Source organism: Paenibacillus sp. RUD330 (genome assembly GCF_002243345.2).
Taxonomy (GTDB): domain Bacteria; phylum Bacillota; class Bacilli; order Paenibacillales; family Paenibacillaceae; genus Paenibacillus_O.
Genome location: NZ_CP022655.2, coordinates 2,867,745 through 2,891,237, shown reverse-complemented (window position 1 = coordinate 2,891,237; position 23,493 = coordinate 2,867,745). Strand labels below are relative to the sequence as shown.

The following is a 23,493-nucleotide window of genomic DNA, read 5'->3' as shown; positions in this document are numbered from 1 at the left end:
GCGGCTGCTGGTCAGCGCGGGCTCTAGCTCTACTTATGGGGGAGAGAATATGCAGCCTTTTACGGAGAAAGTGATCCGGGTCGTCGGCGCCATCCCGGAAGGCAAGGTCATGACCTACGGCTCGGTCGCGGCAGCGGCCGGAAGCCCGCGCGCCGCCCGCCAGGTCGTCCGCATCCTCCATTCCATGGGGGAGAAGTACGGGCTGCCCTGGCATCGTGTCGTCAACGCGGCTGGCTCCGTGTCGCTGCCGGGAGATGCCGGCGAGCTTCAAAGGGCATTGCTGGCCGCGGAAGGCATCGAAGAAGGCTTGCGCGGAGCGATCGATCTCGAGCGGCATCGGCATGATGCGGACGGAGAGGCAATCGATGGTGAGCGGCATCGGCATGATGCGGATGGAGAGCAGTCCGGCGGCGAAGCCGGACATTAGGCGGCGGGCTGCTCTGCGGCGGCTCTGGCCGTGCTGCGGCTGAGCATGACGAGCACGCCCCAGATGAGCAGGAAGCCGATCAGCTCATGGACCTTGAGCACGGATCCGAAAGCGATCCAGTTGATGAGGACGCCGACGGCAGGGAAGGCGAGCTCGGCCAGCGTGGCGATGGAAGCCTTGGTCGAAGAGAGCCCTTTATAATATAGCAGCATGCTCAGCAGCCCGGGAATGAAAGCCTGGAAGAGCAGGTTGACAATGAGGATCGCAGCCGTGCCCGAGCTGCCGAGCGGCTTCCAGGCATCTCCGGCGGCCAGCAGCAGAACGCCGAGCAGCGGGATGGCGAGCAGGAAGCGGAGCGAAGTGACGATATGGAAGCCGAGCTTCTTCTGCAGCAGGTATTTGCCCATGACGGTCGATCCGCCCCATAGGAAAGCGGCGCCGATGGAATACAGGGCTGCCTGGGAGCCGAGATCATGCAGGCCGAGCTGCGGAGCATGGAAGCCGAATGTAAGCAGGTACGTTCCGGCGAGCGCGACGAGCAGATACCAGGAAAAGCGGGCCGGGAAGGATTCCTTGAGCATGAAGCGGGCGAGAATGATGGCCAGCAGCGGCTGCAGCTTCTGCAGCAGCAGGACGGCGTTGAAGTTGCCCATCGTGAACGCGGAGGTGAACAGCACCGTCGCGATGGCGGAGCCGCCCCAGGAGACGAAGAACAGGGCTCCGACGACGCCGAGAGTGAGCTTGCCGGTGAGCTGATGACGATAATGGATAAGGACCGGTACGGCATAGAGAGACAGCAGAAGATGCTCCAGGAAAACGATCTGCGGAGACGTGAAGGTTTTCAGGAGCAGGATGCGGAAGAGGGGATCGACTCCCCAGAGCGTCGCGCCGAGAACGACGTACCAAATGCCGCGGCTGCGGGTGAACAGGCCTTTGTCCGCGCTGAGCGGACGGTCGAGCGTAGCTGTGTCTTTCAATTCAACAACCTCCAGTGGCGGGTTTTTGAATTGAACCTCGTAGAAGCTCATAACCCCCGCCAGAAGACAAATGGCGGGGGCACGAAATAATACGCCTCGCCATGATCGTGGCACGAAGCGCATTAAACCTTCTCTCATCCGGACTGTCACCGTCGGCCTTGGATTCTCACCAAGTCAGTCCCGGATCCGCATTCGCAGTTCCGGGAGTCGCGGGCTTCGGCGCGCGTTCGCGCCGTCACCGCCGGTAGGGAATTGCACCCTGCCCCGAAGGTTCATATTCAGTTGCGTGAATTATATCACAAGGCGACAGCACTCGACAAGAAAAGTTCATGGTTGCAAGGAGCAGCAGCGCTTCTGCCCAGGTATAATAAGAAGGACAAGCGCAACAGGGAAAGGGGAATACAGGTCATGAAGAAATGGACATTCGCGGCGCTCGCGGTTCTCATGCTTCTGGTCGCGGCGGGCTGCGGATCTTCCGGCAACGCTCCATATCAGGACGAATCGGCGGTCAAGGTCGCGATTACGAGCGACCCGGCAGCCGTGGCCGGAACGCCGCTGCAGCTGACGGCGGCGATCGAGGGACTGGTTACGGAAGAGAACCTGAAGATCGACTTCGACATCCGGGAAGAAACGGAGCAGGAGCTCCCTATTCTGATCACATCCAAGAAGAAGGCCCAGGGACAGTACGAGGTCACGCATACGTTCGATAAGCCGGGCAAATACGTCATCTACATCCATATCTATTCCGGAGACGATCTCCATATCATCAAGCGCAGCACGTTCGACGTCGCTTGATCCGGAAGCCGGCCAAGGGCTGTCCCCATCGTGGGACGGCCCTTTTTGCATTCCCGCTGGAGGCGCGGGACAGGCAATCCATCCTTGGCTATGGCGGATCGGGATGGTCCTTTCCTCGCTATCGCGGCTCCGCATGCCGCGGGTATTCGTTCCCGGATCGTAAACATCTCGTCCGCACCATTTCCGCAGGCTGCTGTCCATGAAACCGCATGCGAAGCGGGCCGCGGCTCGCCCGGCTGCGGCGTCAGCCCGAGGCCTCCAGCTTCGATGAGCTGCCGCTCGATGGGCGGCGTCTTGCGGCAAGATGCCGGGAGAGCAGGAGAAAGAAGAGGAAAGACAGCGCGCTCAATATCAGATTGACGGTTATGACGGTCTGGTACGAATGCTGAAGCCGGTAAAGGATGCCTCCTCCGAGCGCGGCAGCCGCTCCTCCGAGCTGATGGACGAGCAGCAGAAAGCCGGTGCGCAGCCCGCCCGGTCCGCCGGCGCTCTCCTCCGCGAGCAGAATGCCGCCCGATACGGCGCCAACATAGCTTGCGCCGAAGAGCAGCGAGAAAAATACAGGCGACAGCTGCAGATGGGGAAGCAGCAGGGAGAAGGCGAGGACGCGGACTCCAAACAGCAAAGCCAGCGCTGAAGATCGGGAGGAGCGGTCCAGGAAATAGGAGAACAGGAGCCCGCCGCAAACTTCGAGGACGCCGAGCAGGCTGAGGGAGGCGGCGATTGCCGCTGCCGGCACATGCGAGTGCTGATGGATGGCTGCCAGGTTCATTTCCACGGTGCCCATGCTGAAGCCGCAGGCAAGGAGAGAGAAGGAGACGGCGAGAAACACGCGGTTTCGGGCCATGTCCAGCAGCGCGGCGGACTTCTCCAGCCAGCTCCGGGGAGAGACCGCGGGAGCGGCGCCGGAGCTTCCGGACGGAGCTGCGGCAGGCGGCTTTTGGCCGTCCTCACGTGGAAGGGTTGTTGCAGGAGCTGCGGAGAGCCCATTGTTCTCGGGGGGAGGAGCCTGTTCCATATCGCCATGCCGGCTTGCCGCCCGGCTCCGGAAGACGAGCGCCGCCAAAGGCAGGAACAGCAGGTGGACGAAGAGCAGCACACCATAGAGCTGTCTCCACTCGTACTTGTGGCCTTGCGTCAGCAGCGGCGTCAGCACGGCCAGGCCGAGCGATCCGGCGCTGCCGAGCAGAGCGAGCGCCTTCGCTCGATGATGGCGGAACCAGTCCTGCACGAGCATGTAGGCCGAGGTGGCTCCGAGCCCGCTCAATCCGGCAAGCAAGCCGTTCCCGAGCCAATATCCGAGCGTGCCGGGAATGAACAGCACCGAGGCGGCGCCGAGGACGTTCATCGCGGCGGAGGTTCCCATCGCCGCTGCGTAGCCTTTGCGGTCGGCGAGAAGGCCCCCGAGCGGCGCGCATACGGCGGTCAGCACGATGGCGGTCGACCACGTAAAGCCGAGAAAGTCCCGTTCGACGCCGAGATCGGCGGTAATTTCCGGCTGGAAAAAGGCGATGACGATGCGGCCCAGCGAGCCTGCGAAGGTAAAGCACCACAAGACGGCCAGAAGCAGCCAGGCGAATTTCGGTTCCTTGAACAGCATGACGGTCCCCCCTCTGTTTTGTTGCCATCATAGCGGTTCGGCTGGCTGGGCGCACCAGCCAATTGGAGGAAATTTTGCCCATCCAATTCATGGAGGCGCTATAATGAAACCGAAAGGGGGGACGCCCATGTTCTGGAAACCGGATCCAACCGGCTCAGACTCCGTCTATATCCAGATATGCCGGCACTATGAGGAGCAGATTCGCAGCGGGCTGCTGCCTCCGGGCTCGAAGCTTCCGGCCGAACGGGATCTTGCCCTCAGGCTGGCGGTCAATCGCAGCACGGTCCAGGCGGCCTACGGCGAGCTGAGGGCGCTCGGCCTCGTCCAGTCGCGCCCGGGCAGCGGGACGAGCGTCAGCGACTCGATGTGGGAGCAGGGGGAGCGGCAGCCGGATTGGATCCGCTATTTGCGCCGGAGATACAATCCTTCCTGCCGGCTGCAGGAGGCCGTCAACGAGGCGCCGGGAGAAGGCGTGATCGACCTCACCCAAGGAGAGCTGCATCGCAGCCTGATGCCTCTGGAGCTGCTGGAGCGGCTGTCGGGAGAGCTTGATTGGAGCCGGCCGTTCAGCTACAGGGACGATCCGCTGGGCGATCGCGGCTTGAGAGAAGCGCTCGCCTACCATCCGTCGCTCGGCCCTTCGCTGGCGGCGAAGCCGGATGAGCTGCTCCTGACAGGCGGCGTCAAGCATTCGCTCGGCCTCGTCGCGAGGGCGATGCTGGAGCCGGGGGACGCCGTAGCGGTCGAAGGCCCGTCTTATTTGTACGCGATGGGCGTATTCGCGGAAGCCGGCATCTCGATGGTCCGGCTGCCGGTCGACAAGGACGGCCTCACGCCGGAAGCGCTCCCGGAGCTGCACCGCCGCCACCGGATCCGGCTTGTCGTCACGAATCCGACGTTCCAGAATCCGACCGGATCAACGCTGTCGCTGGCGAGACGGCTGCAGCTCCTCGCCATCTGCAGCGAGCTCAGGCTGCCGATCATCGAGGACGATCCCTACTCCTTGCTCGGCAGGCCGGGCTGGACGGCTATTCCTTCGCTGCGCTCGCTGCCAGGAGGCAGGGAACGGGTCATCTCCTGCGGGACGTTCTCCAAGATCGCCACTCCCGGCATGCGGACAGGCTGGATCGCGGCGCCAAGGGCGATGATGGCGCCGCTGAAGGCCGCGCGCCATGCCTCGGGCTTGACGACGAGCCGTCCGGGAGAACGTCTGGGAGCGGCGCTGCTGGGCAGCGGCCGGTTCGATGCCGGGCTGGAAGCCGTGCGCGCCGCGCTCGAACGCAGAAGAGAGGCGGCCGCGGAAGCCGCAGCGGCATGCCTTGCTCCGCATGCGGCCAGCCACGCGCCGATTCCGGAAGGAGGCTTTTATATCTGGCTGAAGCATGGCCTGGCGCGCTCCGGAATGGAAGTGCTGCAGGGATGCCTGGAGCAAGGCGTCGCCGTCAGTCCCGGGGAGCTGTACGGGGAGCGTCCCGGCTGGATGCGCATCAGCGTCGCGGCGGCCGAAGAGGACATGATTGCCGAGGGAATCCGGCGGACAGCCGCTGCGCTGGAGCGGCTGTCCGGCAAGGAAGGCCATGGGAATAATCGGGCAGGGGGGAGGATCTGAGATGACAAGGATTGTTTGGGTCGAGGACGAGCGGGAGCTGGCGGAGCAAGGGGCGGCGTATTTGCGCCGAGAAGGCTGCGAGGTGTTGACGGCTGATTCGGCCGATGCGGCGATCGTCCTGATCGAGAAGGAGAAGCCGCAGCTGCTGCTAGTGGACTGGCTGCTGAAGGGCGAAGGCACGGGCCTCGACTTATGCCGCCGCAATGAAAGGCTGTGGCAGCTGCCGATCCTGATGGTGACGGCGCGAAGCGACGAGTTCGACCGCATCCTGGCGCTTGAGATCGGCGCGGACGATTATATCCAGAAGCCGTTCAGCCTGAGGGAGCTGCATGCCCGGATCAAGGCCGTGCTCCGCCGTGCCGGCAGGACGAAGGAAGGCGAAGGCCCGCCGCCGGCAGGGGCGGAAGGGCTCGTCCGCGGCGACCTCTCCATCTCTTCGGAACGGTTCGAGGCCAGCATCGGAGGAGCTCCGGTGGAGCTGACCCGAACCGAGTTCGCGCTGCTGCTTAAGCTGGCCTCCCATCCGGGAAGGGTATTCACTAGGACACATCTGCTGGAGGAGGCTCTCGGCGAAGCGTATGCAGGGTACGAGCGGACGATAGACAGCCATATCCGGAATCTGCGGCGCAAGCTGGGCGACGATTCGGCCGAGCCTCGTTATATCGGGACGGTATATGGCGTCGGTTATCGCTTCCTCCAGGAAGAGAGGCGCGAATGAAGGCGCGCTCCCGATTCCGGGCTGCCTGGCTGCGGATAGCCTGCGGCTCGGCCGCTGCGGCGATGGCGGCTGCCGCGGTGCTGCTGGCGGCGCCGCAAGGGTCCAAGGAGCCTGACGAGGCGAAGCGGCTCGCACTGTATTGGAGCGGCTATGCGGCTGCCTATGCGGGCATGCACGGTTCGGCGGCCGGCATCGAAGAGGCTCTCCGGCGGGATGCGGCTGCTTATCCGGCCGGCGGCGACTATCGCCTGGAGGTCCGGACCGCCGCTGGCGAGACGATCGCAGTCGCCGGAGAGGATGGAAGTCCGCGCGGCAGCCGTCTGACGTCGGTGAAGCCTTTCATGCTTCACGGACGCATGGCGGGAACGGTCGAAGCCTCCGTCGCCTCCTCTGCTGGCGGGCATGCGCTGGGATGGGCCGCCGCCGCCGGCATGGCCGCGTTCGCCTGCGCCTGGGGGCTGATGAGGCTGGAGGCCGCTCGCGGCCAGCAACGGCTGAGGCTGTGGGCCGCCCGGGCAAGTCTCCTTCGGCCGAGCGTTAGCGGGCCTGCAGCTGCTGTCGGGAATGGAGCGCGCCTGCATCGTGCGCCCGCCGCTGCGGCAGGCCATGAAGTCCGCCTGCATCGCGCGCCTGCCGCCGAGAATCCCGCCGAAGCGGAGCTGTCCGGGCATCTGTCCGAAGCGGCCGATTATATCCAGCATCTGCATACGGTGCGCAAATCGATGGTGGGCGAAGTCGCCCATGAGCTGCGGACGCCGCTCGCCGTCCTGCTGACGTCGCTGGACAACGCCCTGTACGAGGAGCGCGGGCTGGATGCGTCCCAGCTCGCGCTGCTGTCGGAGCAGGCGAGAGGGATGGCGCGTCTCGTCCAGGATCTGCAGGATCTGTCGCTCGCCGAGAGCGGACGGCTGGCGCTGGACAAGCGCTGGTTCGCTCCGGCCGAAGCCGCCGCGGTCATCGCGGAGCTGCTGGAAGCGGAGGCCGGGGAGAAAGGAATCCGCGTCCGCACGGAGCTCGACGGGGAGGCGACGGTATTCGGCGACGAGAAGCGGTTCCGCCAGCTCCTGCTCAATTTGGCGGACAACGCTCTGCGGCATGCGCGCACGACGATGACCGTCCGAGTCGCGGCGGCAGGCGGTGGAGTGAGGATCGAAGTCGAGGACGACGGCTGGGGGATGGAGGAGGAAGAGCTGGATCAGCTGTTCCAGCGCTATGTCCGCAGGCGGACCTACGCGGACGGAAGTCCCGCGCCGCGCGGGCTCGGATTGGGGCTGGCCGTCGTCAAGGGCATTGCCGAAGCCCATGGAGGCTCGGTCGGCGTCAGCAGCCGCTTCGGAGCGGGGGCTCTTTTTTATGCCGAGCTTCCTGCCTATCGCGAATAGCCGCCTTCTGCACAATGTCTGCATATCGCGTCGACGGCTGCTGCACATAAGCCTGTTAGTCTACTGGCGTACCCGCTGCGCGGGAGAAAGGGGCTGGCGCCGGAATGCTGAAGGCGAGGCAAGTGAGCAAAACGTTCGGGACAGGCAGCGAGGCCGCCCGGGCGCTCAAGGAGATCAACCTGCAAGTCGAGAAAGGGGAGACGGTGGCGGTCACCGGACCGTCGGGCTGCGGCAAGACGACTCTGCTGCATGTGCTGGCCGGCCTGGAGCCGCCCGGGAGCGGCGAGGTCTGGCTGGGAGAGAGCGCTCTCCACAAGCTCGGCGAGAAGGAGCTGGCGGAGGCGAGGCTGATGCGGATGGGCTTCGTTTTTCAATCCTATCATCTGGTTCCCGTCCTGAGCGCGGCCGAGAACGTCATGCTGCCGCTCATGGCGAGAGGCCTGTCGAGAAAAGAGGCGCAAGCCGCAGCAAAGGAAACGCTGAAGCTCGTCGGACTGGAGAACAAGGCGGCGGCGTTCCCGGCGCAGCTGTCCGGGGGCCAGAACCAGCGCGTGGCGATCGCCAGGGCGGTCGCCGGCCGTCCGGACATCCTGTTCGCGGACGAGCCTACGGGCGCGCTCGATTCCGATACGGCGGAGCAGATATTGGGCTTGCTGGAAATGCTGAATGCCCGCTACGGCACGACGATCGTGCTCGTGACGCATGATGCGGGCTTCGCAGCCCGCATGAAGAGGCAGATCCGCATGTTCAACGGGCGGATCGTGCATGACGGAGGGCCGGTCTGATGCTGGCGAAGGGATTGAGCTGGCGGATAGGCCTCCTGTATCTGAGAAGGCTAAAGCGGCAGACGCTGCTCAGCCTGCTGGCCGGGGCGATCGGGGCGATGCTCATCTCGATGTCCTGCTTTCATTATATCGCCGTCAAGGGCAGCGGAGACGCATGGGTGCGCGCCCACTTCGGCCCGATCGACTGGGTGTTGATGCCGAAGCAGGGCAAGCCGTTCAGCGGCGAGCAGGCCGGCACACTCCGGACCGAGCTGGAGTCGATGCCCGGCGTCCGCTATCGCAGCCTGCCGGTCGTCGCCGGCGCGACGACGCTGTTCGCTTCCGCCCGGCAGGATGCGGAAGTCAAATCCCTGCAGCAGGTCCAGCTGCTCGGACTGGATCCGCAGCGGGCGAAGCTCTTTGATGAAGGACAAGCCGCTTTGTGGAGGACGGGGCTGCCTTCCGGTCAAGCCATTCTGGATCGGGAAACCGCAGGCAGGCTCGGACTTGAGGCCGGAGACGCGGTGTGGGCGGCGGATGCCGCCGGGGAGCGCAAGCCTCTGATCGTCCGGGACGTCGTCGAGGCGACGGGAGTGACCGGGTATCGAGGCGACCGGGGCAGCCGGAACGGAACCGTCCTGATGAACGAGATTGATGCGGCGGCGCTTGCCGGCAGCCCAGAAGGCAGCTACAGCCTCGTGCTGGTCGGGAGGACGGATCCGGCCGACAGCGTCCTGGGAATGAACTACAGCAACAAGATGAATGAGCTGACAGAGACTCGGCTCGTCAAATACGAGGCGTTGTCCAGGGCCGGCGGAGAAATGGTCACGATCGTTCTGGCGATCAGCCTGACAGCGGTGTTCTCCAGCGCCTTCCTGCTTCGTCAGATCGTCCACATGATGGCCGAATCGAGAAGCGAGCTGTACGGCGTGCTGAGGGCAATCGGAATGAACCGGCGGCAGGTGCGGGGGCTGTTCGCGGCGGAGGCGCTGCTGCTCGGGCTGCTCTCCGGCCTGATCGGGCTGCTGTCGGGTGCGGCGGCCGGATGGGGAATGGTGAAGCTGCTCTATGGAGGCGGATACGGCCATGCGGTCAGCTCCACAGGCATTCCCATCACAGCCTCCATTCCCCCTTCCATGGCGGCCGCCGCAGCGGCAGCCGTGCTTTTGTATCAAAGCCTGATCGTCCTGCTCGCCAGCCGCAAAGCCGGCGCGGGGACGATCGTCGCCGCATTGAGGGGAGGGGCGACAGAAGGCGGCAAGGAGAGCAGGGGGTGGAAAAAGGCGGCCGGAGCCGCGGCGCTTCCGGTCATGGCGGCCGCTTTTCTGGCGGCTCATCTCTATCAGGCGTTCATGTGGGAGCCGGCAGCGGTTTCCGGAGCAACCATGCTGGCGCTGCTGGTCGTCTGGCTCGGCGCCTCGGCATCAGCGGTGTACGCGGTATTCGGCCTGCTGCTCGGCGCCGGGCGCCGGCTGGCGGGACGCCTCGGCCTGTCCATGCTGCTCGCCGTCCGGTATGCCGGGCGCCGGCCGGGAAGGACGTTCACCGTCATGCTGCTGTTCGGCATCGCGATGATGACGGTGACCTTCACCGCAGGGCTGAGCAGCCTCATTCTCAAAAACATGAATACGGAACATACGGTCCAGACGATGCTCGGATACGGAGGCTACGTTCCCTACCAGTCGGAAAAGGAAAAGGAAATCGTGCTGGAGCTGCTGAGGACGGACGAGGAGCTGAGCCGGACGGTTACGGGGCACGCCGCTGTCGAGCCTGTCATGAGCGGTGTTCAGCTGGAGGGGACGGGTTCCCGATTCAGCCAGGCGTTCGTGCCGGTCTCGCAGGAGCTGCTCGCCGGAGGGGGCTGGAAGCTCGCCGAACGCTCGCCGGAATTCGGCAGCGATGCAGAAGCCTGGAACAAAGTGGAGGCGGACGACGGTTATGTCGTCCTGCCACTTCGCTACAGGAAGACGGCAGACGATAAGCCCTCTTCGTTTTACGGATCCGAAGCAGCTTATGCAGCGGGAGATTTCATCCGAATGGGCTTTTACAAAAATAACCTCGTCGGTTCCCGGGACAAGCCCGACCTCACCGTCGAGCTGAAGATTGCCGGCTTCGCGGCTGAAAATTCGGAATCCAGCATCCGCACTGAATATGTATATTCGACGACTTACGTAAGTCCCGGACTGTTTGCCAAGCTCAAGCCCTATCACCATCGCTGGCCGAACCAGTCCCATCAGGGGCTGCTGCTCCTTCAGTTCGATTACCGCGACCTGGAGCTGGACCGCGAGATCAGCAGCCGCCTCGTGTCGGGCGGGGCGTCGTCGGCGGGCATACCCTATTTGACGGGCAGCGAGAAGTATGCGGAGAACAGGCAGCTCGTGAACGGCTTCATCGGCTTCACGGTTTTGTCCGCTGTCATCGGACTGCTGGGGCTGGCGGTGCTGCAGAAGCGCTCCATAGGAGAGAGGTCGCGGGAGATCGCGATGCTGCGCTGCGCCGGCGTTCCCCCGCGCAAGCTGTTCCGGTCGTTCCTGCTGGAGGGCACGCTGCTCGGAGGATGCGGCCTGCTCGCCGGCACGGCTGCCGGAGCGACGGGCGCCCATGCCTTCATCCGGATTCTGCAGAGCGATCTCAGGCCGGGGGAGACGCCGGCAGACATCGCGTTTCCATGGCTGCTGCTGTCCGGCGTGCTGGGCCTGCTGCTGGCGGCGGCGTTCCTGTTCAACATCGGGCCCGCGCGCGGGGCATTGATCCCCCCGCCGACGGAACCTTTGCGTTCCGCCGACGTCTAATGAAGGAAGGAGCGCTTCGCCGATATCGCGGCGAAGCGCTCCTTTTTCCAGCAATCTTAAGAAAAAACTCAGATTTCGTAAATACTTTGTTACTTTTTGTCTGGTAGAATTCCCTTATACTGGTTTTGTGCGTATGTAGGTGCTACATAATGGCGGTATCATTCGTCTTATAGATAGAGCAATGCCACGGGGGAGAGATTGGATCATGAGCAAGAGGGATCAAGCCGACAGGATTCGCCGGCTGCGCGCCGCCGAGCTGGACTGCTACAGCGTATGCATGTATCTGCTGCAGAACGAGAAGCTCGCGGTGCAGGCGGCGCAGGATGCGCTCTGCGAGATGTTCAGCCGCGACAGCCTTCATCCGGACGAGATCAAAAAAACGGCCATGGAGCATGCGCTCGCGGCGGCGGGCAAAGCCCGCGCGGCAAACCAGGCATGCGCCATGGCGTGAATCAGGTCTCGGCCGGAACGGCCGGCTGGCCTGGTTTTTTTTTGCGCAGCCCCGACAGCCAGCGCCCTCCGTATTCCGATACGAGCACGCCGGACAGGACGAGCAGGGCTCCGATATAGCCTTGAACCTTCAGCACCTCGTCTGCGAACAGATAGCCGAACATGGCGGCGAAGACGGGTTCGAGCGCGAAGATGAGGCCGGCCCGGGCCGGAGAGGTATACCGCTGGGCGAGCGGCTGCGCGATATAGCAGAAGGCGCTGCACACGACCGCCAGCGCGCCGACGGAGAGCCAGCCGTCCAGCGAATGCGGCAGGGAAGGCTTCTCCAGGAGAAAGGCCAGGATGAAGCCGTAACCGCCTGTGAACGCCAGCTGCAGGATGCCGAGCTGGAACATGTCGACCTTTTTCCGGACAGCCCGCGAGGTGACGAGCACATATACGGCATACAAGAATGCCGCGGCGATGCACAGAATGTCTCCCGGCTGCATGCTGAGAGGCATCTTCAGCGTGAGCAGGCCGATGCCCGCGATCGCGAGGCTGATGCCGGCCGTCAGCTGCGGCTTCATCTTCTGGCGCATGAACACGGCGGACAGGATCGGCACGAAGATGACCGTCAGGCTGACGAGAAAGCCGGCATTCGACGTGCTCGTCGTCTTGAGGCCGTACGTGATGGAGACGAAGACGCCGAGCAGCAGCGCTCCCTGCAAGGCTGCATAACCGGTCGTATGCAAGGACAAGCCTTTCAGCTTCCGATGGAAGAGCACGGCCGTAAGCGCGAAGGCTATGCCGAACCTCAGCCCGATCAGCGTCATTTCTCCGACTGAGTCCAACGCCAGCTTCATCAGGAGGTAGGAGGATCCCCAGCATATCGTTACCATTACGAGCAGCCATTCCGACTTCTTCATGTTCGTGTTCCCGTCCTCTTCTTGTCGTATCTTCCGATGGTAAAGTATACTAGGAACCATAACATAAGGGAATTGAATGTTATTCATGATTTGCATGAAGGAAATTCATGATTATGAAGGAATGGAGCACCCGCTCATGAGTCTGGTCAAATACGAAATATTCAGCGCTGTCGTCGAGCTCGGAAGCTTGACAAAAGCATCGGAGACGCTGGGCTTGACCCAATCGGGAGTGAGCCATGCGCTCGGCAGCCTGGAGAAGGAATTCGGCATCCAGCTGCTCACCCGCAGCCGTTCGGGCATCCGGCTCACCGTCAACGGGGAGAGGGTGCTGAAGCCGATGCGCGAGATGCTGTCCTGGCAGGAACAGCTTCAGCAGGAGATCGCGGCGATCAAAGGGCTGCAGGCGGGCACGGTGCGGCTCGGCACGTTCACGAGCGTGTCGGTCCACTGGCTGCCGCAGATGATCAAGGAGTTCGACCGCGACTATCCCGGAATCGAGATCAAGCTGATCGAGGGGGATTACCGGGATATCGAGGAGGGCATCACCGACGGGAGCATGGATATGGGCTTCTTGAGCCTGCCGGCCCGGGAGGGCCTCGACACGCTGGCGCTGAAGAAGGACCGCATGCTCTGCGTGCTGCCGGCCGACCATCCGCTCGCCGGCCAGCCGTTCCTGTCTCTCCAGCAGCTGCAAGGCGAGGACTTCATCATCCCCAAGGAAGGCTCCGACTATGACGTCCGGCGCATTCTTGAGGAGGTCATCCAGAGGCCGCGCATCAAGTACGAGACGGCGGATGATTATGCCATCATCGCCATGGTCGAGCACGGCCTCGGCATCAGCATCCTTCCTGAGCTCGTGCTGCAGGGCAGGGATCATCACGCCGCAATGGTCGAGCTGGAGGATGGGCGCTACCGGACGCTGGCGATCGCAGCCTCCTCGTTCAAGCTGCTGTCTCCCGCAGCCCGCCGATTCCTGGACTACATCAAGCGATTCATGGAATCCAGGCAGCTCTGAAGGCAGTCCGATGCGCAACGCGAGGACGGCTTCCTTATGTAGGCGCCGCTGTCGCGGCGCTTGCAGCATCAGGACAACAGCCGGCTGTGCAGCCGTTGAAGGACGAGGGCTTCCGCCCACAGCGGCAGCGGAGCTTCCGGCTGCTGCTTCCAGGCCGGGTCTGTAAGCAAGCCTTGGGCATAGAGCCAGTCGATGGCTTCCTGCTTGTACGATTGCGCAGCCGCCGCAGATACGGGCTTAAGCGACATGGCGGCCGCGATTCCTTCGCCGATGGCGGCAGCCAGGTTCTGGCGGACGGCGGCATCCTTCAGCAAGCCGGCGTCGAACGACTGGTCGACGAACAGGTTTTCGAGCAGCAGGGCAGGCATCGAAGTCTCGCGCAGGACAGCGAAGTTCGCTTCCTTCTTGCCCCTGTCCGCAACGCCCAGCGGCTTCAGGTAAGCCATGATCGCGCTATGGACGGCGTCCTGGCTGCGGCCGGAGGCGCCGGTGCGGGTTCCGGGATACACATAGGATTCGTAGCCTTCCCCTCCCCCTGCGTTATGATGGATGGAGACGAAGTAGGCCGCCCCCCAGCCATTCGCCAGGCTTGCCCGGTCGCTCAAGGCGACGAACAGATCGCTGCTGCGGGTGAGGCGGATATCGACGGCGTACTTGCTCCTCAGGTAGGAGGCTGTCTTCAGCGTCAAGTCGAGGGCGCTGTCCTTCTCGACGATGCCGTTGCCGGAAGCGCCGGGATCCGTGCCTCCATGGCCCGCGTCCAGCGCGAGGATGGGAAGCGCCGCGGACGGCGCTGCGGCCATCGCCTGGTAGAGTGTCAGGATCCGCTGTCCGTAAGTCTCGCCGGCGGCCATGGCGTCTGCGAGGCTGGCGTACTTGGTCCGGTCGTAACCGGGTACGGCCCAGCGGCCGGCAAGGTCTTCCCACGCCGGCGCCGAGCCGCGCGCCACGAGCGGGAAGCGGGGGTCGACGATCGTTTCCCCGGCAGGCACGGCCGCTGTGGAAGCGTAGGCGAACAGATGCTGGATCTGCGCCGTGACGCCTTCGGCGACCGTAGCGAACGAAGCGCCCGGATTGCCGCCTCCCGTCGCGCCGATGCCGGCGAAGTTGTTCTGCGACGGCTGGACGTCTCCGCCGAAGCGGAACCAGTTCGTCTCATGGATCGATTGGCACAGGGCGATGTCCCCGCGCACGCCGTAGCGGGCGCCGACGGCCAGGAACTGCCTGGCGATCTCACCGTTGAAGGAAGAATTCACGCCCGCCACATACCGGATCATCGTGTCGGCCGATACGGACTGGGAGCCCAGGATGGGTGTTTTGGCCATAATCAATCACTCCTTTCGGTCATGCATTACTCTATTCCTGGAGTGGACAAGGAGTGAGGGCGGACGGCCCCGCCAGGCAAAAATGAAAAAAAGCCTGCCCCGGCGGGGCAGGCAGGCGCAGGCCGTCAGTCGACCCGGTCGTAAAACTTCTTCCAGTCTTTCTGGCCTTTGTGGATCAGGTCGGATACGGTCCGTTCGATGACCGTATGCACGGCATTGCGGAAAAACTCCGTTTCTTGCCGGATCGCGGCCTCCACCTCGCCGTTGGATTTCTCGCTGTTGGTGCTGCGGGCTCCGATCTCGACGCGGTGATACTGCTCATGTTCTTCAAGGAGGTCGAGAAGATGGTCGAAAGCGATCAGGACGCCTTCATGCCCGGTGAGCTTGTTCTCGTTCTGCAGCGCCTGCTTGAATCTTTCCAGGTTTTTGCGCATCGGTTGATCACTCCTTGTAGAAATTGGATACCGCTATATTCTCACAAGGTGCCCGCTGTGCGCAATAGGATGCTTTCGAGCCATTCCGCTTTTGGCCATGGCGTCCCTAGGGTATGAATGCATATTGGAATGAAAGGAGGCGGGGCTTTGGAAAATTCCATCAGGCCGGAAGGGCCCAACGCTGCTGGCATAGCAGGCGTGCGAAGCCGCCGCCCGGTCATCGCGATCGCCGGCGCTGGCGGAGCGGTAGGGAGCAGGCTCGCCGCCATGCTGCCGCCCGAGGCGGCTCTCGTCGGCATTGTCAGGCATCCTGCGGCGAGCGGCCATGCCGAGAGCATGGAGTGGCGGACCTGCGACTTCTTTTCGCAGGAAGAAGCCTTGCACGCTCTGGCGGGAGTCGATACGGCCATATACCTGCTCCATGCAGGGAAGCCGTCTGCAGGTCTGACCCAAGGGACATCGCGGGACCTGAACGCCCTGCTGGCGGAGCATTTCGCGTTTGCCGCGGCGGCAAGCGGCGTGGGGCGGATAATCTGCCTGAACGGAAATACCCCGCCGGGAGCGCCGAGGCAGAGGTGGGCCGGCAACCTTCAAGAGCGCCGGGAAGCGGAGGGCATTCTCGCTTCCCACGGAGTTCCGCTGACGATCATCTCAGCGGGCGGCGCAGAGCCGCTTCATGCCGCAGCGGCCATTTGCGCCGCGTTGGGCTATGGCGCGGACGCAGGGGAGGACGGAACTGGAGAGGCCGTCCGCGAGGCGTCCGGGCAAGCGGAATGCGCACATGAAGCAGACCGCAGGCGGGATGTCCGATCCGTCCAGAGATTCAGTCTGCCGGACGGCATGGACGCGGAGCAAGCGGCCCTCCATTATGTGGATTGGCTGTCCCGCATCGGCCGCCCGCTGCTGCGGGTAGACAGGAATGCAGCGGGGGAATGCCGAATCTATGCGGCAGGGATTCCGCGTCCGCTCCTGCAGCTGACTGAGCGCAGACAAGCGAGCGCTTCCCGCTGCTTCGCCTTCGGGATCAGCGGAGGGCTGCTGTCCCGCAAGGGAACAGCGGGACGGGGGAGGCTTGAATTTCTGCTGCTCCCGGGATCAAGGGAATGCCTCGCGGCCATCCACGATTTCATCCCGTCGCTGCCTTGGCTGCTGTATAAGTCCACGCAAGCGCAACTTCATTTGCTCGTCATGTATGCTTTTGGGAGACATTTGAAAAAATGGAGATAGAGCCTTGTTCGTTCGAACAGGTTGAACGTATCCATTGGCATGGAGGAGAAGGCAATGATCGGATATTGGATAGCCGGGGCGGCGATCGCGGCAGCCGCAGCATGGGTTTGGAGCCGTTCGAGGGCAGCGGGCACGCAAGGCAAGAGCAAGGTCGTCCGCATGAACGCATACCGTTCCCGGAAAGGCGCAAGCGGCACCGCAGCCGCTATGAAGCCGGGATCTCAATTATGCTCCTCATGCCGCAAGCCGGCTGGGCGGCTGAGCTTTTATTCCGACGAGAACGGCCGCGTGGTCGGCTTGTGCCGGGAATGCAAGCCGAGCGCGGAGCGCAGGCAGCTGGATCGGCTGTAGGACGCGAGCGGGGCAGGCATTTGCCTGTCATTGCTGTCGACCGTGACCTCATCAACGCCTTCCGAATAGAATAGGACAGGTCATGGTGGAGGAGAGTGGTCGGCATGTCGACATATACAACCGGTTTGATGGCGAATGTGGCTCAGGGGGGGACTGCGGCGGCACAAGCTTTGCTTTATGCCCGGAACCTGGGTCCGGACGAAGCGCTTGTCGTCGTTCAGGTGTTTGGAATCCCGATCGGAAGCTCGACCTTGTCGCCGATCTATGTGGCAGGGTTCATGGTGCCTTCGAACTCGGCGGTCTCCCGTTCGTTCGTCGTGTCGGGACTGTCCGTCTACGAGATGCAGCTGAACAATGTGGACGATCTCTCGGAAATGGCGATGTCGGTAAATGGAGTGGATTCGGCAGGCAATCTGGTGCCTTCCCAACGGATTCTGCCGCTGGAGCTGTCACCGATGCTCGGTCTTGCCGGAGCTTGAGACGGCGTTCTGCGCCGATGGCCCGATTTCCGCCTGGGCGGAAATCGGCATCCTTACATAAGCCGCGCGCTACAGCCAGAAAGCGGCGGCCATCAGCGCCCAGCCGGCCAGGAAAGCAAGGCCGCCGATCGGCGTGACGATTCCCAGCTTGCGGATTCCGGACAGGCTCAGGGCATAGAGGCTTCCCGAGAACAGCAGGATGCCCGCCGCCAGCAGCCAGCCGGCGGCTTCCAGCAGGGCGGAGTCGGAAACGAATCCGGCAAGACCGATGCCGAGAAGGCCGATTCCATGGACAAGCTGGTACAGGACTCCCGTCTGGTATACGGCCAGCTTGTCCTCGCTCAGCTTGCGCTTGAGCGCATGGGCGCCGAAAGCGCCGAGGGCGACCCCGACGAACAGGACGGCGGCTCCCAAACCTATGAATGCATTCATTTCTTCAACGCCTCCTCCATCACGAATCGTAGCGGATCAGGGTCGATCCGTCAACGAACGGGAGAGCGGCCGGGTATATCCGGCATGGAAGATCCGATAGAGAGGATGAAGATCATGAGAGCACTGATCAATATCGATTATACGTATGATTTCATAGCGGATGACGGCGCGTTGACATGCGGCAAGCCTGGACAGGCCATCGAGGCGGAGGTCGTCCGGCTTACCCGGGAATTCGCGGAAGCCGGAGACTTGGTCGTATTCGCGGTCGACGTCCATGAGGCGGGAAATCCGTGGCATCCTGAAACGAAGCTGTTCCCGCCCCACAATCAGAGAGGGACGAGGGGAAGGGAGCTGTACGGCTCGCTGGCCGATACGTACGAGAGCATCAAGGAGCTGCCCAACGTCGTTTATATGGACAAGACCCGTTACTCGGCTTTTGCCGGCACCGACCTGGATCTGCGGCTGCGGGAGAGAGGAATCACCGACCTGCATCTGGTCGGCGACTGCACGGATATTTGCATCCTGCACACTGCCGTAGACGCCTACAATCTCCATTACTCCCTGTTCATCCATGAGCATGCGGTCGCGAGCTTCGACCAGGCCGGACATGAATGGGCTTTGCGGCATTTCCGCGCTTGCCTGGGAGCGGAGATACTCTGATCCCGGCTTTCCGGAGCTTGTTCCTTGTCGAACAAGCTCTTTTTTTGCGTTTCGGGCTTGACTGTTAGGGAGTATTGTCGGAATCTGCCGCTTGAGGTAGTATGGGTAACATGTCCAACTTCATGAGAGAATGGCAGATGCAAATCCAGAGCTACAGCCGGAATATCCGGTTGTTTTTTGTGTTCAACATGCTCTGGAACGTGGGGCTCGGCATGTACAGCCTCGTCTACAACTTATATGTGAAAGCGCTTGGCTACGAGCCGACGATGGTCGGCCAGATCGTCGGCATGACCGCGCTGGCTTCCGCGCTCATCCTGATTCCCGCCGGCCTGGCCAATGACCGCTTCGGACCGAAGCGGATGATCAGCATCGGGGCTGCCGCAGTCGTGGCGGCGCTCATCCTCCGCGCCTGGCTGCCGGGAGCGGGCGGCTTGACCGGATCCGCGTTCGCGGGAGGCATCGCCCAGGCGATCGTATCGGCAACGATACTGCCTTTCATGGCGAACAACTCGACCGCAAGGCAAAGGATTCATCTGTTCAGCTTCAACATGGCGCTCGTAATGGCGGCCAACGTGGTAGGGAATTTGGCCGGCGGCTTCATCACCGACCTGCTGCAGCATACGGGTGTGGGCGAGGTGCTCAGCCTGCGGCTTACGCTGCTGATCGGCACCGCGATAGCCGGGGCGGGACTGATTCCCGTCCTCCTGTTCGGAGAGGAAGAGCAGGGGACATCCATCCCGCAGGAAGAAGTCCCGCAGCCGCCGAGCCCCGTGAAGGGTGTGCGGCTCAAGGCGGCCATGAAGGAGCATCGCTCCTCGCTCTACGCCATCGGCGCCTTCACGCTGCTCAGCCTGCTTTCCGCGATGGCGGGAGGAATGGTTGTACCTTATCTGAACGTTTATTTCGAGGATCGCTTCGAGGCGTCCAAATCGGTCATCGGCCTCGTCGTTGCGCTTGGCCAAGGCGCGACGGCGGTCGCCTATCTGCTTGGTCCGGCCATCGCCCGCCGGATGGGAGAGGTCAAGGCGGTCGTATGGCTTCAGCTCAGTTCCATCCCGTTTCTTGTCCTGACCGCTTATACGCATCAATTCTGGCTCGCCGGCGCAGGATATTTGTTCCGCCAGGCGCTGATGAATGCCGCGAATCCATTCTACAATACGATCAAGATGAAGTATGTGCATCGCTCGCTCCGGGGGCTGGCAGCGAGCTCGGGCGAAGCGATGTTCAATCTGGGGTGGTTCATCGCAGCTCCGATCAGCACGGGCCTTGTCGCCAAATACGGACCTTACCAAGGGTATGCTTGGGCCTTTTCGGTTACGGCAGTCATTTATACGCTCATCGCCGTCATGTTCTGGTATCTCTTCTCCAAGGACCGCTTCAAGCCGGCGGAGGAGGCCGAAGCTTGAGACAGTTCCATTTTCAACAGCGCCGAAGCAGGGTATGAAGGGATCATACACTTTGAATGCCAGGGAGGATCCCCATGTCCAAGACGGATTTTGAAGAAGCGAGGGAATCGGAGAAAGCTTATCATGCCCATCTGTATGAGACCGAGGAGATTCTGGAGCCGGGCAGCTGGCTGTCGGAACCGATCCCGGCTGTCATGGAATACCTGGAGCTCGTCATCGCCGGCAATCCGAATCCAGCTGTGCTTGACCTCGGCTGCGGATCAGGCCGCAATGCCATTCCTATCGCCAAGAGGCTGCAGGAGGCTGGAGACGGCCGGTTGACCGGAAGCGATCTGCTTGAGGAAGCGGCAAGCAAGCTGGCGGAAAATGCCCGCAAGTATGGAGTCGAGAAGCAAGTGGAGGCGGTCCGGTGTGATGCCGAAAAAGCGGATTACGAACCGGATGCCTATGATTATGTCGTCGCTTGCGGCTGTCTGGAGCATGTTTCCTCGGAGGATGCCCTTAAAGCCGTTATCGGGAGGCTGCAGCAGGCAACCCGGACCGGCGGCATTCACTGCTTGGCCATGAATACCGGAATCTCCGAGAGAGCGGCGGCGACAGGGGAGGAGCTTGACGCGAAGATCGAGCTCAACCTTCCGGAAGAGGAAGCGGACCGGTTGCTGCGGGATGCATACGCCGATTGGAATCTGCTCCGGGACGAGCGGAACGATGTCGCCGTTGAAGAAGAGAAATATGAGGAAAAAACAGAGTTCACAGCTCGTTCCGTGTTGATGGTTTTTCAAAAAAGCTAAGAGGCTGAAGAGAGAAGGGCCTGCAATCGATGCAGGCTCTCAATTTTTGCTTGACAATATAGTAAGCATAATTATGTAAACCATAGATCGAGTTTTTAAAAACCGGCGAAACCGTCAAGAAAAATACATTGACACTCAAACACGTATTCCATTATTATTTACTGGTTAACTGATAATGATTATCAATATGATTTGCAGTTCGGAGGCCGATGGAAGTGAACCTGGAAGCTGCGGCAAGTATGCGCATCGTCAGGCTGATGCTGCTCGGAATGCTGGCAGCCATGCTGATGGCCGGCCAGACAGCATGGGCAAGCGGAGCCGGCGACAGCAATGCAAAAGGGAATATGCCCGCCATATCGGGACAAGCGGATCAAATATATGCGAGCCTTGAAGCGAAGGACAGCCAGGCGGCCGCAGAAGCATTCAAGGCCGTCAAGAAATGGTGGGCTCTTCATAAAGCGGAGGTCAAGGGCGAGTCTCTTGACCTCGCCCTAGAAATCGATAAGCAGATCGCCGATCTGTCCCTGTCCCTATTGACCAAGGATATGTCCGCAGCTCTCGATACTTCCGGCGCGTTGAGATTCTCCCTTCACAACTATGAAGACGGCGCTTACGCCGGCAACGACGGCAAGACGAGGATGACGCTGGCCGCCTACATCTCCAAGCTGGCCGAAGCCAGGAACAAGGCCGACCGTCAGGATTGGGCGGCAGCCGCGAGCCTGGTCAAGCAGCTCCAGAGCCAGTGGCTGGCCGTGGAGGGCGATGTCGTCAGCCGCTCGCAGAAAGCATACAACGACACGGAACGGGATCTCGTCCTTGCGGATGCCTACTTGGCCAACGAAGGCCAAAGACCGCAGGCATCCGGGGTCTTGAAGAGAATGGCCGACAGTCTTGCGCCTCTTGCGGAGGCTGGATACAGCTGGTGGGACGCCGCCCTGATCCCTCTGAGAGAAGGTCTCGAGGCGGTTCTTGTCGTCGGCGCGCTGCTCGTGGCCGCAGGCCGATCCAATTCGGCGTCGGCGAAGCGGTGGGTAATCGGAGGATCGACGCTGGGCATGCTTGTCTGCCTCGCGGCCGGTTTTGCCATTGCGATCCTGTTCTCTTCGGAGGCATTTGGAGGGAGCAACTCGCTGATCAACGGCTGGACCGGCATCCTTTCCAGCCTGCTTCTGCTCTATGTGAGCTACTGGCTCCACCGCAATGCGGATATCGGCCGCTGGAACAAGTTCCTGAACCGCCAGAGCGACAAAGCCGCCTCGAGCGGCCGGATGGTCAGCTTTGGCCTTCTCGCTTTCTTCGCCATCCTGCGTGAAGGCCTGGAGACGGTCATTTTCCTGATCGGACTGGCAGGCAAGATGAGTCCGGGGACGCTCGCAGCCGGCATCGGGGCAGGGTTCGGACTGCTGTTCTTCCTAGCATTCGTCATCCTGAAGGCAGGACAGAAGCTTCCGGTGCGGCCGCTGTTTCTGGCGTCCAGCCTCGTTGTCTTTTATCTCTGCTTCAAATTTCTTGGATCCGGCATCCACAGCCTGCAAATGGCAGGGGTAATCCCTTCCGACGTGAAGGATTACTTGCCTCAGTGGGCTTCGATCAGCCTTTATCCTTCCTGGTACAGCACGCTTCCACAGCTTGTCTTCGTGCTGCTCGCGCTGGCAGGATCCGCGCCTGGATGGCTTAAGCGGCTCGGAGGCCGTGCAGGCCGGACTGAAACCGCAACCTAAAAAATGATTGATTATCGACAGGAGATCTGAATTCGATGAAGAAACGCGCTCAAGCTCTGACGGCATTGTCTCTTGGCGGCATTCTGCTGCTCTCCGCCTGTTCTTCGGCAAATACAGGAACAGGCGGACCCGCGGCCGATTCCGGAGCCTCCAATTCGTCGGCTGCAGCAGGCGGCAACCAGGCTGTACTGGACGGCACCTCCAAAATGAAGGAACAGACGGGCAAGCTTCAGGATGCTCTGTCCAGGAAGGACCTGGACGAAGTCAAGAAGCAGGGCAAAGCCATCAACGACATCTGGCTGTCCTATGAAAATACGGTCCGAACGGCTTTCCCGCTTGAGTACACGGAAGTTGAAAAGCATGAAATTCCGATCTTCTCGGCATCGGCTTACGACAAAGTGGATTTCGATGCTCTCGCGGCAACCGCTCAAAAGCTGATGCAGGCTCTGGATGCGCTGCAGCAGGCCAAGCCGTCCAGCAGCAGCTCCTCCGAGCTGCTGGACAAGGCTGTCGCCAACTACGAGGCTTTTGTCAAGGAGCAGGCCAAGGCGCTTGCGGCTTCCACCAAGGTGTTCGCGGAAGCCGTCAAATCCGGCGATATGGAAGCGGCCAAGTCGGAATATACGAAAGCGCGCGTTTATTTTGAAACGATCGAGCCTGTGGCGGAAAGCTTCGGCGATCTGGATCCACGTATCGACGCCCGCTTGGCGGATGTGGAGAACGAGAGTCAATGGACGGGCTACCACCGGATCGAGAAAGCTCTATGGGCCGACGAATCGCTGACCGGCATGGATGTCTATGGAGATCAGCTGGTGAAGGACACCGAGGAGCTGGCTGCGAAGGTGCAGGATATCAAGCTTGATGCCAAGACGATGGTTGCCGGAGCGATCGAGCTGATCAACGAGGCGGCGACCTCCAAGATCACCGGCGAAGAAGAGATCTATTCCAAAAGCGATCTCGTCGACCTCGCAGCGAATGTCGACGGCTCCAAAACGGTCTATCTGGCGATCATCCCTGCCCTCAACGAGCACAATACGGAGCTTGCGGACAAGCTCGACAAGCAGTTCCAGGACATGGAAGCGATGCTGCTCACCTACCGCAAGAGCGGCGAATATGTCGCCTACGACAAGCTGACGACCGACCAGATCCGGGAAATCAGCGACAAGCTGAGCCAGCTGTCGGAGCTGATGACCCAGACCGCGGCTATTCTGTAATCCGAACCGCAGCGAAAAG

The 23,493-nt window shown here is 61.9% G+C and carries 23 protein-coding genes and 1 riboswitch; of the genes, 17 read left to right on the top strand and 6 right to left on the bottom strand.

Translation table 11 applies throughout. From position 1 onward, the window contains the following. Positions 1-49: 49 nt before the first annotated feature. On the top strand, positions 50-427 hold the full coding sequence (locus tag CIC07_RS13055) for an MGMT family protein (RefSeq protein ID WP_076355664.1): 378 nt from the start codon (positions 50-52) through the stop codon (positions 425-427). On the opposite strand, the gene CIC07_RS13050 is transcribed toward CIC07_RS13055, so the two are convergent. Next, the gene (locus tag CIC07_RS13050) at positions 424-1,404 is read right to left on the bottom strand and encodes a DMT family transporter (protein ID WP_234992906.1); all 981 of its coding nucleotides are present in this window, start codon (positions 1,402-1,404) and stop codon (positions 424-426) included. The two genes, CIC07_RS13055 and CIC07_RS13050, sit on opposite strands and share 4 nt — an antisense overlap. Before the next feature lie 122 nt (positions 1,405-1,526). Continuing rightward, positions 1,527-1,680, bottom strand: a riboswitch (FMN riboswitch). Positions 1,681-1,812: 132 nt separating this feature from the next. Here CIC07_RS13050 and CIC07_RS13045 point away from each other — a divergent pair. Further along, positions 1,813-2,199, top strand: coding sequence for a hypothetical protein (locus tag CIC07_RS13045; RefSeq protein ID WP_076355666.1), 387 nt, complete (start codon positions 1,813-1,815; stop codon positions 2,197-2,199). A gap of 244 nt (positions 2,200-2,443) precedes the next feature. Here CIC07_RS13045 and CIC07_RS13040 read toward each other — a convergent pair whose 3' ends face one another. Next, positions 2,444-3,799 (bottom strand): MFS transporter, encoded by a 1,356-nt coding sequence (locus tag CIC07_RS13040; RefSeq protein WP_076355668.1) that lies wholly within the window; start codon positions 3,797-3,799, stop codon positions 2,444-2,446. Between the two features lie 127 nt (positions 3,800-3,926). Here CIC07_RS13040 and CIC07_RS13035 point away from each other — a divergent pair, with 127 nt between their 5' ends. From CIC07_RS13035 to CIC07_RS13010, 6 genes are all read left to right on the top strand, one after another. Further along, positions 3,927-5,408, top strand: a complete 1,482-nt coding sequence (locus CIC07_RS13035; RefSeq protein ID WP_076355670.1) for an aminotransferase-like domain-containing protein — start codon at positions 3,927-3,929, stop codon at positions 5,406-5,408. Between the two features lies 1 nt (position 5,409). Continuing rightward, positions 5,410-6,126 carry a response regulator transcription factor gene (locus tag CIC07_RS13030; RefSeq protein WP_076355672.1) on the top strand — a complete coding sequence of 239 codons (717 nt, stop codon included), beginning with the start codon at positions 5,410-5,412 and terminating at the stop codon, positions 6,124-6,126. Further along, positions 6,123-7,508: a sensor histidine kinase gene (locus tag CIC07_RS13025; protein ID WP_076355674.1), complete on the top strand. Its 1,386-nt coding sequence runs from the start codon at positions 6,123-6,125 to the stop codon at positions 7,506-7,508. Before CIC07_RS13030 ends, CIC07_RS13025 begins: the two co-directional genes overlap by 4 nt. 104 nt (positions 7,509-7,612) lie before the next feature. Continuing rightward, complete coding sequence (locus CIC07_RS13020; protein WP_076355676.1) at positions 7,613-8,293, top strand: ABC transporter ATP-binding protein; 681 nt, start codon at positions 7,613-7,615, stop codon at positions 8,291-8,293. Next, on the top strand, positions 8,293-11,064 hold the full coding sequence (locus CIC07_RS13015; RefSeq protein WP_076355678.1) for an FtsX-like permease family protein: 2,772 nt from the start codon (positions 8,293-8,295) through the stop codon (positions 11,062-11,064). Before CIC07_RS13020 ends, CIC07_RS13015 begins: the two co-directional genes overlap by 1 nt. A gap of 205 nt (positions 11,065-11,269) precedes the next feature. Beyond that, entirely contained in the window at positions 11,270-11,515 is a 246-nt protein-coding gene (locus tag CIC07_RS13010) for a hypothetical protein (RefSeq protein ID WP_076355680.1), read from the top strand. A gap of 1 nt (position 11,516) precedes the next feature. Here the strand turns inward: CIC07_RS13010 and CIC07_RS13005 are convergent, their stop codons facing one another. Further along, the gene (locus CIC07_RS13005; RefSeq protein WP_076355682.1) at positions 11,517-12,419 is read right to left on the bottom strand and encodes a DMT family transporter; all 903 of its coding nucleotides are present in this window, start codon (positions 12,417-12,419) and stop codon (positions 11,517-11,519) included. Positions 12,420-12,555: 136 nt separating this feature from the next. Between CIC07_RS13005 and CIC07_RS13000 the strand changes: the two genes are divergently transcribed. Continuing rightward, a complete protein-coding gene (locus CIC07_RS13000; RefSeq protein WP_076356968.1) occupies positions 12,556-13,434 on the top strand; it encodes a LysR family transcriptional regulator in 879 nt (292 codons plus the stop codon). Positions 13,435-13,502: 68 nt separating this feature from the next. Here CIC07_RS13000 and CIC07_RS12995 read toward each other — a convergent pair whose 3' ends face one another. Together CIC07_RS12995 and CIC07_RS12990 are read right to left on the bottom strand one after the other, a co-directional pair. After that, positions 13,503-14,759, bottom strand: coding sequence for an N-acetylmuramoyl-L-alanine amidase (locus CIC07_RS12995; RefSeq protein WP_234992907.1), 1,257 nt, complete (start codon positions 14,757-14,759; stop codon positions 13,503-13,505). A 125-nt stretch (positions 14,760-14,884) separates the two neighbouring features. Further along, the gene (locus tag CIC07_RS12990; protein WP_076355686.1) at positions 14,885-15,193 is read right to left on the bottom strand and encodes a hypothetical protein; all 309 of its coding nucleotides are present in this window, start codon (positions 15,191-15,193) and stop codon (positions 14,885-14,887) included. 147 nt (positions 15,194-15,340) lie between these two features. Here CIC07_RS12990 and CIC07_RS12985 point away from each other — a divergent pair, with 147 nt between their 5' ends. The 3 genes from CIC07_RS12985 to CIC07_RS12975 all read left to right on the top strand — a co-directional run bounded on the left by CIC07_RS12985 (position 15,341) and on the right by CIC07_RS12975 (position 17,250). Beyond that, the gene (locus CIC07_RS12985) at positions 15,341-16,420 is read left to right on the top strand and encodes a Rossmann-fold NAD(P)-binding domain-containing protein (protein WP_076355688.1); all 1,080 of its coding nucleotides are present in this window, start codon (positions 15,341-15,343) and stop codon (positions 16,418-16,420) included. A 54-nt stretch (positions 16,421-16,474) separates the two neighbouring features. Next, positions 16,475-16,771: a hypothetical protein gene (locus CIC07_RS12980; RefSeq protein WP_076355690.1), complete on the top strand. Its 297-nt coding sequence runs from the start codon at positions 16,475-16,477 to the stop codon at positions 16,769-16,771. A 104-nt stretch (positions 16,772-16,875) separates the two neighbouring features. Beyond that, complete coding sequence (locus CIC07_RS12975; RefSeq protein ID WP_076355691.1) at positions 16,876-17,250, top strand: hypothetical protein; 375 nt, start codon at positions 16,876-16,878, stop codon at positions 17,248-17,250. A gap of 69 nt (positions 17,251-17,319) precedes the next feature. Here the strand turns inward: CIC07_RS12975 and CIC07_RS12970 are convergent, their stop codons facing one another. Continuing rightward, a complete protein-coding gene (locus CIC07_RS12970) occupies positions 17,320-17,682 on the bottom strand; it encodes a DUF423 domain-containing protein (RefSeq protein WP_076355692.1) in 363 nt (120 codons plus the stop codon). Positions 17,683-17,793: 111 nt separating this feature from the next. Here CIC07_RS12970 and CIC07_RS12965 point away from each other — a divergent pair, with 111 nt between their 5' ends. The 5 genes from CIC07_RS12965 (at position 17,794) to efeO (ending at position 23,474) form a co-directional block, all read left to right on the top strand. Further along, complete coding sequence (locus tag CIC07_RS12965; RefSeq protein WP_076356970.1) at positions 17,794-18,342, top strand: cysteine hydrolase family protein; 549 nt, start codon at positions 17,794-17,796, stop codon at positions 18,340-18,342. 110 nt (positions 18,343-18,452) lie between these two features. Continuing rightward, a complete protein-coding gene (locus CIC07_RS12960) occupies positions 18,453-19,748 on the top strand; it encodes an MFS transporter (protein WP_076355694.1) in 1,296 nt (431 codons plus the stop codon). 74 nt (positions 19,749-19,822) lie between these two features. Then, positions 19,823-20,539, top strand: coding sequence for a class I SAM-dependent methyltransferase (locus CIC07_RS12955; RefSeq protein ID WP_076355696.1), 717 nt, complete (start codon positions 19,823-19,825; stop codon positions 20,537-20,539). A gap of 215 nt (positions 20,540-20,754) precedes the next feature. Then, a complete protein-coding gene (locus CIC07_RS12950) occupies positions 20,755-22,260 on the top strand; it encodes an FTR1 family iron permease (RefSeq protein WP_157741913.1) in 1,506 nt (501 codons plus the stop codon). 35 nt (positions 22,261-22,295) lie between these two features. Beyond that, complete coding sequence (gene efeO, locus CIC07_RS12945; protein ID WP_076355698.1) at positions 22,296-23,474, top strand: iron uptake system protein EfeO; 1,179 nt, start codon at positions 22,296-22,298, stop codon at positions 23,472-23,474. Positions 23,475-23,493 lie beyond the last annotated feature (19 nt).